The sequence below is a fragment of the Acetobacter conturbans genome, from assembly GCF_011516755.1.
GTDB lineage: Bacteria > Pseudomonadota > Alphaproteobacteria > Acetobacterales > Acetobacteraceae > Acetobacter > Acetobacter conturbans.
In genome coordinates this window covers 118818-133752 of sequence record NZ_WOSY01000006.1, presented here as the reverse complement: position 1 = coordinate 133752, position 14935 = coordinate 118818, and the positions used below count along the sequence as shown (strand labels likewise).

Sequence of the window (14935 nt, the reverse complement as noted above, 5' to 3'; positions counted from 1 at the left end):
TCAGTGCAGACTGGGAACGGTCCCGCATGAATGAGATCGTCCTGGTCGCTCTGAAGCGGCCATATACGTTCGTCGTTCTGTCGATCCTCATTCTTGTTTTTGGCATTCGTGCCATTGTGTCGACCCCCACCGACGTCTTTCCAAGCATACGCATACCGGTCGTTGCCGTCGTGTGGACCTATACCGGCCTCATGCCGGAAGACATGTCCGGACGCGTGGTCTATTATTACGAACGCGCACTGACCGCGACGGTCAACAATATCGAGCATATCGAAAGCCAGTCCTATTACGGACGCGGTATCGTCAAGGTCTTCTTTCAGCCCGGCACTGATCCTTCCGCTGCGCAGACCCAGATTACCGCTGTCTCCCAGACTGTTCTCAAGCAGATGCCGACGGGCTCCACGCCGCCGCTCGTCCTTACATATAACGCCTCCTCCGTCCCTGTGCTGACGCTTCAGGTGTCGTCCAAGAATATGACGGCATCCGAAATCTACGACATGGCGTCGAACCTCATCCGCCCCGCGCTGGTTTCGGTGGCCGGAGCAGCCATTCCCAATCCTTACGGTGGGCAGCCCGGCAACGTGATGGTGGATCTTGATCCCACCAAACTGCTCGCGCATGGATTGTCGCCGGTGGACGTCTCCACAGCCCTCGGCAAACAGAACATCGTCCTGCCCGCAGGTGACCAGAAAATCGGTGATTTCGACTGGATGGTGCAGACCAATGCATCTCCGCGGGATATCGACTCCCTCAATAATCTGCCGATCAAGCAGGTGGGCAACTCGGTCGTCTACATGCGCGATGTCGCATGGGTGCATCAGGGCGGACCGCCACAAACCAACCTCGTGCTGGTCAAAGGTCAGCAGGGCGTTCTCATCGTAATCATGAAAAGCGGTGACGCCTCGACTCTGGACGTGGTGTCCGGCGTCAAGAAACTCCTTCCGGGCATCACCAATACACTCCCTCCGGGCGTGAATATCCGTGTCATCAATGACGCCTCCACGTTCGTGAAGGAATCCGTCCGCGACGTCGTGCAGGAGATGGTGACGGCTGCCCTGCTGACCGGACTGGTGGTGTTGCTGTTCCTTGGCTCGTGGCGTTCGACGGTCATCATCGCCACCTCCATCCCCCTCGCGATGCTCTGCTCGCTCATCGCCCTGCGCTGGTCGGGGCAGACGATCAACGTGATGACTCTGGGCGGTCTGGCGCTCGCGGTTGGTATCCTTGTGGACGATGCCACGGTGATGATCGAAAACATCGACGCGCATCTGGCGATGGACAAGGATCTCGAAACCGCCATCATCGATGCGGCCAACCAGATCGTGGTGGCGACCTTCGTCTCGACCCTGTGCATCTGTATCGTCTGGATGCCGCTCTTCCAGCTCAGCGGCGTGGCCGGCTGGCTGTTCATGCCCATGGCCGAAGCCATCATCTTCGCGATGATCGCCTCCTTCATCCTGTCACGGACACTCGTGCCTACCATGGCGAAATACATGCTCGCGGCTCAGGTCGCGGCAGGTCATGGCGCGCCCCCGAAAACAATTTTCGGCCGATTCCAGCGTGGATTTGAGGCCCGTTTCGAGCAATTCCGCCACAGCTACCGCGACATGCTGGCCGGACTTCTCGCCTCACGCGCCCGCTTCATCGGCGGTTTCCTCGTCGCGGCCGTGGGTTCTCTGGGCCTGCTGTTCTTTGTTGGTCAGGATTTCTTCCCCGAGATTAATTCGAACACGCTCGCCCTGCATATGCGCGCGCCCCTCGGCACGCGCATCGAGGAAGCGGGCAAGATCTCGCAACTGGTCAATGATGAAATCGAACGTCTGCTGCCCGGACAGGTGGAAACCATCGTCGATAACTGTGGACTGCCGTTCAGTCCTCTCAATCAGGCGTTTATTCCTACCCCCACCGTCGGCACGCAGGACTGCGACCTGACCGTCACGCTGAAGGATTCTGAATCTCCCGTCGCGGAATACCGTCAGACATTGCGCAAGGGACTGTCCCGTGTGTTCCCGGGCACGCAGATCACCTTCCAGCCCGCCGATCTGACGGCGAAGATTCTGAACTTCGGCGCCCCTGCACCGATCGACGTCCAGATCATCGGTCGTAACCTGTCAGATAACTTCGCATTCGCGAATCAGGTTGCCGCGCGACTGCGCCATGTGCCGGGCATCACGGATGTGTCAGTGCAGCAGCCGATGACCACCCCCACGTTTCTGGTCAATGCCCGCCGTAGTTTTGCTCTTGGCACAGGCATTACCGAAGCGAACGTGACCAACAATATGCTGGTCTCGCTCTCCGGCAGCGCACAGGTGGGTCAGGTCTACTGGCTCGATCCCAAGACCGGCGTCTCCCATCTGATCGATATCCAGACACCCGCGGCCTTCCTTCAGACGCTGAACGATCTGGAACTGACACCGATCGACAAGGGCGACGGCAATCCGAACGGCACGCCCCCTCAGATCCTTGGCGGCCTGAGTTCCATCAGCCAGATCGGGACACCGGGCGAGATCTCGCATTATAACATCATGCCGGTTTTCGACATCTACGCCTCGAATGAAGGTCTCGATCTCGGGCGTGTCGCGTCACAGGTCAACCGGATTGTCGAGCAGGAACGCAGCCGCCTGCCTCATGGCTCCTCCATGACCGTGCTCGGTCAGGGGATGACGATGAACGCCGCCTATGCGCAGCTTATCGGCGGCCTCGCCATGTCGATCCTGCTCGTCTATCTGGTGATTGTCGTGAACTTCCAGTCCTGGCTTGACCCGTTCATCATCATCACTGCCCTTCCCGGCGCGCTCGGTGGCATTGCCTGGGCACTCTTCCTGACCCACACAGCGCTCTCGGTTCCTGCCCTGACAGGCGCAATCATGTGCATGGGAACGGCGACGGCGAACTCCATCCTCGTCGTGTCCTTCGCCCGGGACGAGCTGCTCCGGCATGGCGATGCCGTGAAGGCAGCCCTTGATGCCGGCTTTGAACGTATCCGCCCTGTGCTGATGACGGCCTCCGCCATGATCGTCGGCATGTTGCCGATGTCGATGAGCAATTCACAAAATGCCCCGCTCGGCCGTGCCGTGATCGGTGGTCTCATGGTGGCGACAGCCGCCACACTGGTGTTCGTGCCGTGCGTGTTCGCGGCCATTCATTCACGACGCCATCGTAAGCAGGAAGGAGAAGCAGCATGAGCGCCCAGTCTTCACGTGGACGCTTTCTGCTTGTCGTGGTGATCATCGTCGCCATCGTACTGGCGGCCTGGGGTATCATCCAGCGGAATGCTCATTATGAGCGCCTGGCAAAAGAAACGACGGCCGCGGCCACCCCGGAAGTGCAGCTGATCAGCCCGCAGCCCGGCCCGAGCCACCGCACGCTCGACCTGCCCGCCAACATCTCGGCGTGGTATCTCGCCCCGATCTACGCGCAGGTCTCCGGCTATGTTAAAATGTGGTACAAGGATATCGGCGCCCACGTGAAGGCCGGTGACCTGCTGGCCGAGATCGAGACGCCGGGCCTCGACGCGCAATATGCCGCCGCCAAGGCCAATCTGGATGTCGCGGTCGCCCGCTACAAACTGGCCCAGATCACGGCGCGGCGCTGGAAAGCCCTCGAAGGCACGCAGGCCGTCTCCCAGCAGGAAGTCGACGTTCAGGCCGCTAACGCAGAAGCGGAGCAGGCGCAGGTCGAGGCCGCGCGCCACGAAATGGAACGGTATCAGGCTCTTGAAGGCTTCAAGCGTATCGTTGCGCCCTTCGATGGCGTGGTGACCGCCCGTCTCGCGGATGTCGGTGATTATGTGAATGCCGGACGTGGCGATGTCGGCTCCCGTGGCAACGCGACGGAACTGTTCAGTGTGGCGGATGTCCACGCCATGCGCGTCTTCGTTTCTGTGCCGCAGGATTATGCGGACATCATCTCCCCTGCCCTGACGACCACGCTGACCGTTCCCCAGTTTCCCGGCCGCACGTTCAAGGCACGCTATGTCGCCACCGCCGCAGCCTTCAGCCCGAACACCCGCACGGTGAACACGGAACTGATGGTGGACAACCCCACCGAGGAACTCTGGCCTGACTCTTACGCCACCGCGCATTTCGAGGCTCCGGGCGACCCGGATATGCTCACACTTCCTGAAGGGGCACTGATTTTCCGCGCCGATGGAATGCAGATCGCAACGGTAGACCCGACAGATCATGTGCATCTGGTCTCCATCAAGGTCGGTACCAATCTGGGGAAAATCGTGCAGGTTCTCGGTGGTCTGTCCGCCACTGACAAGGTGATCAACAACCCGTCCGCCGGACTGCTGGATGGTGACAAAGTCCGCGTTGTGCCGGGCACGCGTGGCTACAACATGCCATCGCAGCCCACGACTCCTGCCTCGTCTGCCTCGCCCCGTCCCGGCAATGACGTTCGCGCCATGCCCGAAGACAACACACCTACGTCCGAGGCAGGCGCGCGGGAATGAAGAGACTGCCTCTCCGAAAGCTTATCGCAACGGTTCTGGTCACCACGACCCTTGCCGGATGCGATATGGCCCCCCGTTATGCACCGGCGAAACTGGCCTATCCGGATCAATGGGAAGGTCAGGGAGTGATCCGCTACGGGCAACCGGATGACGGCGCACCCCGTTCAGACTGGTGGAAATCCCTTGGTGATCCGCAACTGAACGCGCTCGAAGAGCGGATGCTCCGGAGCAACCCAGACCTTCAGGCGGCAGCTGAATCCTTCACGCAGTCCCGGGACGTGGCAGCACAGGTTGCGTCGCATCTTTACCCGCAAATCAACGGCATGGCGGGTGGCGAGAAATACAAGGGATCGGAACACCGACTCTGGCGTGGCTCGGGAGCAACCGGTCCCGTCTACATGTCATCCGAACAATATCAGGCTGCGGCGACGTGGGAGCCGGATTTCTGGAACGCCATCCGCAACAGAACCCTCATGGCCAAACAGGCGGCTCAGCAGAGTGCTGCGGAATATGCCGTGGCCCGACTGAGTCTGACCGCAGAACTGGCGTGGGATTACCTCGCCCTTCGCGGACTGGATGCGCAGGATGCCGTTTACCGGGATTCCATCCGCTATTATGAACTGGCCGTGCAGATCACGCACATGCGCCTGATGGGTGCCATCGCCGCAGGGCTCGACGTGTCCCGCGCAGAGGCACAACTGGCTTCGACGCAGGCGCAGGAAACAGATATCCACGCACGCCGGGATGTCATGGAACATGCCATCGCCGTGCTGGTGAACACGACTCCCGCCTCCTTCCATGTCGCGTCGCGTGAAGTGCTGGGGATACAGGATGTGTATCCGTCACCGGGCCTTCCCTCGGCCTTGCTGGAGCGTCGCCCCGACATCGCAGCCGCCGAACGCGCCATGGCGCAGGCCAACCGCTCCATCGGCGTGTCCCGCGCCGCGTTCTATCCGCACGTCACGTTCAACGCGATGACCGGCTTCATGGATAACGGTTTCGATCTCGCCTCGCTGTATAACGCCATGTATCAGTTCGGCGCACAGGCTGCTCTTCCGCTCTTTCAGGGTGGACTGCGCCGAGCCGAATTGCAGCGTTCATGGTCGCAATATCGTCAGTCAGAAGATCGCTACCGTTCGACCGTGCTTTCGGCCTTTCAGGAAGTGGAAGACAACCTTACCCGCATGAACCGGCTGCGCACCGAAACGGGGCAGCAGGAGCATGCCGTCAATGCTGCGCTCCGCACCCAGAAAATGACGATGGAACTTTATACAGGCGGCCTCACGAACTATCTCGATGTCGTCGTTGCCCAGCAGGCTGCTCTCGTGGCGCGGGTCGGCCTCGTGCAGGTCGAAACACGCCAGAGGCAGGCTGTGGTGGAACTGATCCGCGCACTGGGTGGCGGCTGGTCCTCCTCCGAACTGCCGTCAGTAAAGGAGATCCGTCCTTTCAAGCCGTTGCAGTATGACGGGCTGCATAAAGCCAAACCTGCTGGCGGCATCCCCGTCTCTTCCAACAGCCGGGAAGATGCAGATCTGAGCGGGACTGTTCTGACCTCCGGAACCACTGCCACCACTCACTAAAGCACGACGCGTGCTGTCCAGTGGCAGCACGCGAACGCCCACAAAAACCTGATGCATTCTGTATCTTCTGCATCGGATTGTGGTTTTATGGCCCATTTTCTGGCCAGCGTTAAACAGTACAGCGACAATTTTCCGTTGTAGGTTTTATTCATCCTTTAAGCTGAATACATCTGTTTTTCGTAGCCACCCAACCGTTGTGGATTGGGCCGTTTCATGCGTGCATGCTGTGAGGCCACGTCAAACGAACAGTCACTGATCTCAGTTTGACGTGGCTTGTGAAGACACAAAAAGGATTTTTCCCGATGCGTCCTGACGCTACTTTCTGTCTCGCCGCCATGATTGCATCGATCAGTTTTTTGCCCCCCTCCCTGCACGCTGCCTCCATCGCACCGATCTCCAGCAAGCAAACCACTCTTGTGGGACACACCATTCCTTTCGAAGAACAGATTTTCCGTATTCCGGTACAAGATGGCACCATCCTTGAGGCGACTCTTCTCCTCCCGCATCTTGCCGGCCCTTTTCCACTTGCCATCATCAGCGGTGGTGCATCCCATATCTCTCTGACAAATCATGGCGATAGAAAGAGCTACTCTTATCTCTCCGGTTATTTTCTTTCACGCGGATACGCTGTCCTGCTTCCGATGCCCCGCGGTTTTGCCGATTCTGACGGAACACTGATCTCTCACGGCTGCGCCCTGACTGCGACGGCACAGGAGAATGCCGAGGATATCCGTGCCGTCTCCGCTTCCGTCATTGGCCTGCCAGAAATTGATGCCACCCGGATCGTCACCGCTGGCGTCAGTTTTGGAGGCTGGGTGCAGATGGCCATGAGCGCAACACCGCTGGCTGGGACGAAAGCACAGGTGCTATTCTTTCCACTGATGCACGATACAAGCTGCCATAGCGATAATGACAGGCTGGTGCAGGGAGCGCGGGAACTTGGGGCCGCTTCATCCCTGCCGACACTCTGGGTGCAGGGCGAGAACGACTCTCTGGCCCCGACAGAATTGTGGAAAACCATGTTTGCTGCTTACAAAAGCGGCAATCCAAAATCCACACTGGTTGACGTGCCGCCTTTTCAGACGGATTCCCATGCCCTGCTGAATGATCCGGACGGGATGAAACCGTGGATGGCGCAAGCCGACGCACTCCTCACTCAGGTCGGCCTGCCTTCAAGACCTGTAATGCCTGAATACATGCCTCTCATTGCCCCGGATGCTTCAGGGTACGCAGCACTCGACGACTTCAGTAAACTGCCGCAGCAGAATGACATGATCCGAAAAGCATACCGGATGTTCCTGTCACAGAAACTGCCCCGCGCCTTTATCATTGGCAGCGACGCTCAGGTCATCGGCGCCAACGGGATCGATCCGATCCGGCAGGCTCTTGCGGCCTGCTCCAAAGTCACCACGAATTGCCGCCTGTATGCCTACAATGATCGGGTCGTCTGGCAGCCGAACAGCAACCCCGCTTCGCAGTCGGAACATCAGACCATCACGATTCCTGCGGGAAAGGTCGCCACCGTGTTCTATACGGCGATCACCCCTGAGTGCACGCAACGCTACATGCCTGCCATTCATCTTGTCACACCGCCCACACATGGCGCCGTGGCCATGATCGCGTCGGCGACAGGCTATGCCAAGCACACGATGGGACCGCTGATGAAATGCAACACCATCTCGGTCAAAGGCTCAGCCATGCAATATCGGGCCGACCCCAATTTTCACGGGACAGACAGTGTGGTTCTCACAAAGCAGGTCAGCGCCGACCCGAAAGATCCGCCGCAGACACTCAGCTATTCGTTCGTGATTCAATAATGTCTCGATCCCCTGAGCGCGTATGATGCAGCCTCGTGAACGAATGATGGGTCACGAGGCCCATTTTAACAACAAAAACAAGTGAAATGGAATAATTTCACTGACTAGCTTGCTGAAATTATCCGAGCAGCTTATGTGTATAAGAAGAATTACAACGATCTCTCGTCGTGATTTAACTTTATCGAGCGTTCTGGCATGCCATCACCTTCACTTCGCCCCCTGTCTCGCCGTGCCTTTCTTGGCAGCGGTCTGGCCTGCGCAGGCGCGGCCGTCATCGGGTCATCCCACCCCGCGCATGCCGCAACGGCTCTCCTGAACCTCTCCTACGACCCGACGCGCGAGCTTTACCACGAGATCAATCCTGCCTTTTCCAGCCACTGGAACCCCGGAAGGAATGGCGGCTCGGTCGTCGTACGAACATCCAACGGCGGCTCTGGTGCTCAGGCCCGCGCCGTTCTGGAAGGTGCCCCGGCCGATATCGTGTCACTCGGTCTGGCCCGCGACATCGACATGCTGGCCCTCAAGGGACTGATCGCCCCCGACTGGCAGAAGCGCCTGCCGCACAATTCCACGCCTTTCAACAGCACAATCGTATTCCTCGTCCGCAAGGGGAACCCGAAGGCAATCCACGACTGGCCGGATCTCGTGCGTGACACCGTGAAGGTCGTCACGCCCAATCCGAAAACGTCCGGCGGCGCACGCTGGAACTATCTGGCTGCGTGGGGATGGGCACTTCATCGTCAGGGCGGGACGGAAGCGAATGCACGGCAGTATCTCGACGCGCTCTTCCGTCATGTTCCGGTCCTTGATACGGGAGCACGGGGGGCAACCACCAGTTTCGTGCAGCGTGGCATGGGCGACGTGCTGATCGCATGGGAAAACGAGACGCTTCTGGCAGCACGGGACCTCGGGCCAGACCAGTTCGATATCGTCGTCCCGTCACTGTCCATTCTCGCCGAACCACCCGTCGCACTCGTGGACCACAACGCGAGGACGCACGGCACGACCGCCGTGGCACAGCGCTATCTCGAATTTCTCTATACGCCGGAGGCGCAGACGATCGCGACGAAGCATTATTTCCGTCCCACGGATGCTGCCGTCGCAGGCGCCGGGACGCATCTGTTTCCAGCCGTGAAGACCTTCGACATCGCCAGTCTCGGCGGATGGGCGGACGTTCAGAAAAAGCATTTTGCACCGGGAGGGATCTTCGACCAGATGTATGCGCCTCATGGCTGAAGCGATTTTTTCTTCCCTGCGCCGCAAGAGCGATCCGCTTCCCGGCTTCCGGCTCGCCCTGTTCTCCACCCTGCTGTGGATCGGGCTGATCGTCGTCCTGCCGATCACAGCACTTGTCGTCCGCCCCTGGCAGGAAGGTCTGGGGGCGATGACGGCAGCCCTGCATGACGGGCGCATGTTCGCGGCACTGGAAGTCAGCTTCCTCACCGCCTTCCTCGCCGCGCTGATCAACGTGCCGATCGGGCTGCTGCTGACATGGACGCTCGTGCGGGTGAAACTGCCCGGTCGCCGCATCGTCGATGCACTGATCGACCTGCCCTTCGCCATTCCCACGGCAGTGACCGGCATCACGCTGGCGACGCTCTACGGCCCGCAGGGCTGGCTCGGCAAACCGCTGGCGCATCTCGGCATCACGGTCGCCTATTCGACGGCGGGCATCGTCGTGGCGCTGATCTTCGTCGGGCTGCCTTTCATTGTCCGCAGCGTCGAACCGGTGCTGCGCGACCTGCCGCCGGAACTGGAGGAAGCCGCCGGTCTGCTCGGTGCAACATCCTGGCAGACGGTGCGCCGCGTGGTACTCCCGACCATGTTGCCTGCCACAGTGACGGGGTTCGGCCTCGCTTTCGCACGCGGCATCGGCGAATACGGCTCGGTGATCTTCATCGCGGGCAATCAGCCTTTTCGCACTGAAATCGCGCCGCTGCTCGTCGTGGTGCGGCTTCAGGAGTTCGATTATGCCGGAGCCACTTCCATCGCCTTCGTGCTGCTGGCCGCGTCTTCGCTCTGCCTCGCCGGTGTGGCGCTGCTTCGGCGACGCGTGGCGCGCGGCCTGATCACGGGGATCGACTGATGAGCGCACTCACACGCTGGTCGCTGGTCGGTGCCACATGGCTGATCATCCTTATCGTGCTGATCCTGCCGCCGCTTCTGGTGCTGTCGGAAGCCCTCCGCGACGGATTGCTGACAGCACTGCAAACACTGGCCGATCCGGATGCCCTCTCCGCCATCCAACTGACGGTCGAGATGACGATTCTTTCGGTCGCCATCAACACGGTCTTCGGCGTGCTGGCGGCATGGACGATCTCGAAATACCGTTTTCCGTTCAGAGGCGTTCTGGTTGCCCTGATCGAGATTCCCATCAGCGTCTCCCCTGTCGTGGCGGGTCTGGTCTGGCTGCTGCTGTTCGGCTCACAAGGCTGGTGGGGCGCGGCGCTGGATCGGTACAACATCCATATCGCCTTTGCGTCCCCCGGCATCCTGCTGGCGACGCTGTTCGTGACCTTTCCTTATGTGGCGCGCACCGTGTTGCCACTCATGGAGCAGCAGGGGCGTGACGCGGAAGATGCCGCCATGCTTCTGGGCGCGTCCTTCTGGCAGATCCTCTGGCGGGTCACGCTGCCGGACGCACGCTGGGCCCTCCTGTCGGGCGTTCTGCTGACCACGGCCCGCGCCATGGGGGAATTTGGCGCGGTCTCGGTGGTGTCGGGCCATATTCCCGGCATGACGGAAACCATGCCGCTGCACATCGAAACACTTTATAATGGCTACCAGTCAGTGGCAGCCTTCACCATGGCGGCCCTACTCGCACTCATGGCCATGCTGACGGTCGGATTCAGAGCGATGTTTGAAAACCGCGCGCGGCGCATGGCGAAAGCCGGAGGGATGGAAGCATGAGCGTACGCATTGAGGATCTTGTCCGTCGCGCACCCGGCAACCACGACCGGATTCTTCTCGATCAGGTTACGGTCGATATCCCCGACGGTGCCTTCGTGGCGCTTGTCGGGCCATCCGGGGCGGGCAAGACCACGCTGCTCCGGGCGATTGCCGGACTTGATCCGTTCGATACAGGCCGCATCGTGATCGACGACCGCAATACGAACGATCTGTCGGCGCGCGAGCGAAATGTCGGGTTTGTCTTTCAGAATTACGCCCTCTTCCGTCACATGACCGTCGCGAAGAACATCTCCTTCGGGCTGGATGTGCTGCCCGGTTCCCAGCGCCCCGCGAAGAGTGAAATCGACCGCCGCGTGAAGGAACTTCTGGATCTCATCCAGTTGCCGGATCTGGGTAGCTCCTATCCGCAACGCCTGTCCGGCGGCCAGCGTCAGCGGGTGGCGCTCGCCCGTGCCCTGGCCACCCGTCCGAAGCACCTGCTTCTGGACGAGCCTTTCGGGGCGCTCGATCCGGTCGTGCGACGCACCGTGCGCCAGTGGCTCCGCTCGCTGCATGACCAGCTTGGCCTGACGACCATTCTGGTGACCCACGATCAGGAAGAAGCGCTAGACGTCGCGGACCGGCTGGTGGTCATGCAGGACGGACGCATTGTTCAGGATGACGGCGCAGAAGCGCTGGAGAACCGGCCTGCGACCCCGTTCGTAATGGAGTTTCTTGGCGAGACGCTCAGCTTTCCGGGACGTATCACAGGCGGCATGTTCCTGCCGGAACTGCCCCACGTCGCCCCCTTCCCGGTTGCCGGGATCGCCGACGGTCCGGCGGCGGCGCTGATCCGCCCCCATGAGATCCGCCTGACCCCGGAAGCTGGCGGCGCACCTGTCCAGCGGGCCGGTTCGCGTTATGGTCTCTCGAAGCTTGCCGTTGATCTGGGCGACCGGATTGTGGACATTCTGGTGCCCGCGAGTGAGGCCGTCCCGGCTTCGGGTGTGAAGCTGCACATCGCAGCCGCCCGCCTGTTCCGTGATGACCGGCTGCTTGAGCCGACGCATGAAGCGCGGGTTGCAGCCGCATGACATTCAACAACATGGAAGCGTGATTTGTAGCTTTCCTGTTGTCATTACAGACGCAACAGCGTAGTTGATTGGCCCCGGCTCCAGCCGGAATGCCAGCGCAGGGGATTGATTTCGACGTGGTGGACATAAGAAGCAACAGACGTGACGCGGAAGGACAGAGCGTCATCACCGCCAACCGGTTGCTGGATGGTATCGTTGTCTGGCGGGCTGCTGACGGCTCATGGAAAGAGCGCATCACCGACGCCGCTCCGATCCCGAACACAGAGGTCGAAGGTCTGCTCTCCACGCTTCAGGGCAACGCGCAGAAACTTGGCCTTGTCGGTGTCTATGGCGTTCAGGTGCAGGACGATACTGGCGGGAAGATCGTTCCCGTGACGTCCCGCGAGCGTATCCGCGCCTTCGGACCCTCCGTCCATCCCCAATTCTCGCCGCTTTGAGAGGTGCAGCAATGTCAACCGAAACCATGACACGCGCTGAAGCCGCTCCCGCAACGCTTCCCGTCGGTCATTACGGCTATGATGCAGTGGATCGCGCCTTCCTTCGCGAGCGCATCGAGCAGTTCCGCGATCAGGTCAATCGCCGCATTTCCGGCGAACTGACCGAGGAAGAATTCAAGCCGCTGCGCCTGATGAACGGGCTGTATCTCCAGCTTCATGCCTACATGCTGCGCGTGGCGGTTCCTTACGGCACGCTGGACTCCCGGCAGGTGCGCGCCCTCGCCCGCATCGCGCGTGAGTTCGACAAGGGATACGGCCACTTCACAACCCGCCAGAACATCCAGTTCAACTGGATCAGGCTGGAAGACACGGTTGCTGCTCTGGAAGTGCTGGCTGAAGCCGACATGCACGCCATCCAGACAAGTGGCAACTGCATCCGCAATGTCACATCGGACGAGTTCGCTGGCGCTGCGAAAGACGAGCTGCTCGACCCGCGCGTTCATGCCGAAATCCTGCGCCAGTGGTCCACGCTGCACCCGGAATTCACCTTCCTGCCGCGCAAATTCAAGTTCGCCATTTCCGGTAGCCCGCATGACCGCGTGGTCGCGCGTTTTCACGATGTCGGCCTGATCGCCCGCCCCGGCCCGCATGGCCGCCCGGTGTTCGAGGTGTTCGTGGGTGGTGGCCTCGGCCGCACGCCCATCGTCGGCGTCAGCCTGCGCGACGACCTGCCGGAAGAAGACCTGATCGCCTATGTGGAAGCGGTGCTGCGTGTCTATAACGAATTCGGACGCCGCGATAACATCTACAAGGCCCGCATCAAGATCCTCGTGCAGGCGCTGGGCGCGGACGAGTTCCGCAGGCGTGTCGAGGAAGAGTTCGTCGCCATGGACCGGGCGCGCTACCGGCTGGAGCCCGCCATCGTGGAGGCCATCAAGGCCCGCTTCGGCACGCCGGACTTCGCACCGGAAAGCAACGCCGCTGATGTTCTGGCGCAGGACCGCAGCCGGGATGCAGCGTTCGACGCATGGGTCCGCACCAACACGCATGAGCACAAGGTACCGGGCTACATCTCTGTTGTCGTATCGCTGAAACCGGCGGGGGGCATCCCTGGCGACGCAACGGCGGAACAGCTCGACCTGCTGGCCGATCTGGCGGAGGAGTTCAGCTTTGGCGAACTGCGCGTCACGCATCTCCAGAATGTCGTGCTCGGTCATGTCCGGCAGGATCAGCTTCATACCGTCTGGCAGCGTCTTTCGCAGGCTGGTCTCGGCACGGCGAACGTGAACTTCATCACGGATATCGTCGCCTGCCCCGGCCTCGATTACTGCGCGCTGGCCAATGCCCGCTCGATCCCCATCGCGCAGAAACTGAGTTCCCGCTTTGCAGATCTGGAGCTTCAGCGCGAAGTCGGGGAGATGCGCATCAACATCTCCGGCTGCATCAATGCCTGCGGGCATCACCATGCCGCCCATCTCGGCATCCTTGGTGTCGACAAACGCGGCGAGGAAGCCTTCCAGATCACCCTCGGCGGTTCGGGCGAGAAAGACGCTTCCATCGGACAGATCCTCGGTCCGGCCATGAGCGAGGACGATACCGTCAACGCCGTGGCGCGCCTGATCGATTTCTATCTTGTGCGCCGGGAAAATGGTGAACGGTTCCTCGACACCTATCGTCGCGTCGGCACCGCTGCTTTCAAGGATGTAGTCTATGCCCCTGCTTGAGAATGGCCGTCTGGTCGAGGACACCTGGCATTACGCCATCGAAGGCGAACCTCTGGGGAATGGGGATGTGATCGTGCCGCCGGAGCGGCTGAGCGAAGGGCTCGGCAGGACGGCGGGACGGCTCGGCGTGGCACTTCCGAACGGCGAACCCGCCTCATCACTCAAGGCGGCGCTCCCGAAGCTGTCGCTGGTGGTGGTGACCTTCCCGATCTTTCGTGACGGTCGCGCTTTCAGTCAGGCCCGGGCGCTGCGAGAGCATCTGCATTTCACTGGCCAGATTCGCGCTGCGGGGCATGTGCTGCCTGATCAGTATGAATTCCTGATCCGCTGCGGCGTGAACACGGTCGAGGTGGCTGAGAATGCCGACCTCTCTGTCTGGACGCGGAATTTGAAGCAGTTCGATGTTGCCATGCAGCCCTCTCCCGTTCTGGACGAAAAGCCGACCGGGTTTGCATTACGACGTCTGCTCAACCGGGCGGGATAAACTCTCGGACTGAGTTTCAGGCACGTCCCGTCGTGTGACGGAGACCGCCTGAGTTTGCCGCCCTCTCAAGCAGAGGGTGGCTTTCTGCGTTTCAAAATACAGAAAGCCTTACAGGCCGGATGCGTGTCAGAAGGGCCGAGATTTGCGGGCGTGCAAATGCCGTCACCCCATTCCCTCTACCCTGCGGGCGGTAAAACGGCTGTAAATTATCATTGCGCCCAAAGTATATCGGCAACTATTCTTAATTTCACACGGGCTCTCCGCTCATCTACAGAATAGCCACCCCTATTCGATAGATGGACGCGGTCAACTAAGTCGCCAGTCCATCATAGTCATCCGACAGATTTTGCTACGAATAATATGCAGGAAAATCATCTCATTTTGCAGGACGCGCCCTAGCGTGAAACGGGCGGCCTTACAGAGCCAGATCTTTTGACATGCATCGCAATCA

At 60.5% G+C, this 14935-nt stretch carries 11 protein-coding genes; all 11 read left to right on the top strand.

All coding sequences use genetic code 11. The annotated features are described in order from the left end of the window. Positions 1-26 precede the first annotated feature (26 nt). The 11 genes from GOB81_RS08045 to GOB81_RS07995 all read left to right on the top strand — a co-directional run bounded on the left by GOB81_RS08045 (position 27) and on the right by GOB81_RS07995 (position 14484). Complete coding sequence (locus tag GOB81_RS08045; protein ID WP_173569873.1) at positions 27-3185, top strand: efflux RND transporter permease subunit; 3159 nt, start codon at positions 27-29, stop codon at positions 3183-3185. Then, the gene (locus tag GOB81_RS08040) at positions 3182-4456 is read left to right on the top strand and encodes an efflux RND transporter periplasmic adaptor subunit (protein WP_173569872.1); all 1275 of its coding nucleotides are present in this window, start codon (positions 3182-3184) and stop codon (positions 4454-4456) included. The genes GOB81_RS08045 and GOB81_RS08040 overlap by 4 nt, the downstream gene beginning before the upstream one ends. Continuing rightward, complete coding sequence (locus GOB81_RS08035; protein ID WP_173569871.1) at positions 4453-6039, top strand: efflux transporter outer membrane subunit; 1587 nt, start codon at positions 4453-4455, stop codon at positions 6037-6039. Before GOB81_RS08040 ends, GOB81_RS08035 begins: the two co-directional genes overlap by 4 nt. A 302-nt stretch (positions 6040-6341) precedes the next feature. After that, positions 6342-7856, top strand: coding sequence for an alpha/beta hydrolase family protein (locus tag GOB81_RS08030; RefSeq protein ID WP_173569870.1), 1515 nt, complete (start codon positions 6342-6344; stop codon positions 7854-7856). 195 nt (positions 7857-8051) lie between these two features. After that, entirely contained in the window at positions 8052-9092 is a 1041-nt protein-coding gene (locus GOB81_RS08025; RefSeq protein WP_173569869.1) for a sulfate ABC transporter substrate-binding protein, read from the top strand. Beyond that, the gene (cysT, locus tag GOB81_RS08020) at positions 9085-9942 is read left to right on the top strand and encodes a sulfate ABC transporter permease subunit CysT (RefSeq protein ID WP_173569868.1); all 858 of its coding nucleotides are present in this window, start codon (positions 9085-9087) and stop codon (positions 9940-9942) included. The genes GOB81_RS08025 and cysT overlap by 8 nt, the downstream gene beginning before the upstream one ends. Continuing rightward, entirely contained in the window at positions 9942-10766 is an 825-nt protein-coding gene (gene cysW, locus GOB81_RS08015) for a sulfate ABC transporter permease subunit CysW (RefSeq protein WP_173569867.1), read from the top strand. The genes cysT and cysW overlap by 1 nt, the downstream gene beginning before the upstream one ends. After that, the gene (locus tag GOB81_RS08010) at positions 10763-11839 is read left to right on the top strand and encodes a sulfate/molybdate ABC transporter ATP-binding protein (protein WP_173569866.1); all 1077 of its coding nucleotides are present in this window, start codon (positions 10763-10765) and stop codon (positions 11837-11839) included. The genes cysW and GOB81_RS08010 overlap by 4 nt, the downstream gene beginning before the upstream one ends. Before the next feature lie 119 nt (positions 11840-11958). Continuing rightward, a complete protein-coding gene (locus tag GOB81_RS08005) occupies positions 11959-12276 on the top strand; it encodes a DUF2849 domain-containing protein (RefSeq protein WP_173569979.1) in 318 nt (105 codons plus the stop codon). Between the two features lie 11 nt (positions 12277-12287). Next, positions 12288-14000 carry a nitrite/sulfite reductase gene (locus tag GOB81_RS08000; RefSeq protein WP_173569865.1) on the top strand — a complete coding sequence of 571 codons (1713 nt, stop codon included), beginning with the start codon at positions 12288-12290 and terminating at the stop codon, positions 13998-14000. Next, positions 13987-14484 (top strand): DUF934 domain-containing protein, encoded by a 498-nt coding sequence (locus GOB81_RS07995; RefSeq protein ID WP_173569864.1) that lies wholly within the window; start codon positions 13987-13989, stop codon positions 14482-14484. The genes GOB81_RS08000 and GOB81_RS07995 overlap by 14 nt, the downstream gene beginning before the upstream one ends. Positions 14485-14935 lie beyond the last annotated feature (451 nt).

Bases quoted from the DNA above. Each gene is read 5' to 3' on its own strand.
- GOB81_RS08045 (WP_173569873.1), top strand. From the start codon at position 27: ATGAATGAGATCGTCCTGGTCGCTCTGAAGCGGCCATATACGTTCGTC.
- GOB81_RS08040 (WP_173569872.1), top strand. From the start codon at position 3,182: ATGAGCGCCCAGTCTTCACGTGGACGCTTTCTGCTTGTCGTGGTGATC.
- GOB81_RS08035 (WP_173569871.1), top strand. From the start codon at position 4,453: ATGAAGAGACTGCCTCTCCGAAAGCTTATCGCAACGGTTCTGGTCACC.
- GOB81_RS08030 (WP_173569870.1), top strand. From the start codon at position 6,342: ATGCGTCCTGACGCTACTTTCTGTCTCGCCGCCATGATTGCATCGATC.
- GOB81_RS08025 (WP_173569869.1), top strand. From the start codon at position 8,052: ATGCCATCACCTTCACTTCGCCCCCTGTCTCGCCGTGCCTTTCTTGGC.
- cysT (WP_173569868.1), top strand. From the start codon at position 9,085: ATGGCTGAAGCGATTTTTTCTTCCCTGCGCCGCAAGAGCGATCCGCTT.
- cysW (WP_173569867.1), top strand. From the start codon at position 9,942: ATGAGCGCACTCACACGCTGGTCGCTGGTCGGTGCCACATGGCTGATC.
- GOB81_RS08010 (WP_173569866.1), top strand. From the start codon at position 10,763: ATGAGCGTACGCATTGAGGATCTTGTCCGTCGCGCACCCGGCAACCAC.
- GOB81_RS08000 (WP_173569865.1), top strand. From the start codon at position 12,288: ATGTCAACCGAAACCATGACACGCGCTGAAGCCGCTCCCGCAACGCTT.
- GOB81_RS07995 (WP_173569864.1), top strand. From the start codon at position 13,987: ATGCCCCTGCTTGAGAATGGCCGTCTGGTCGAGGACACCTGGCATTAC.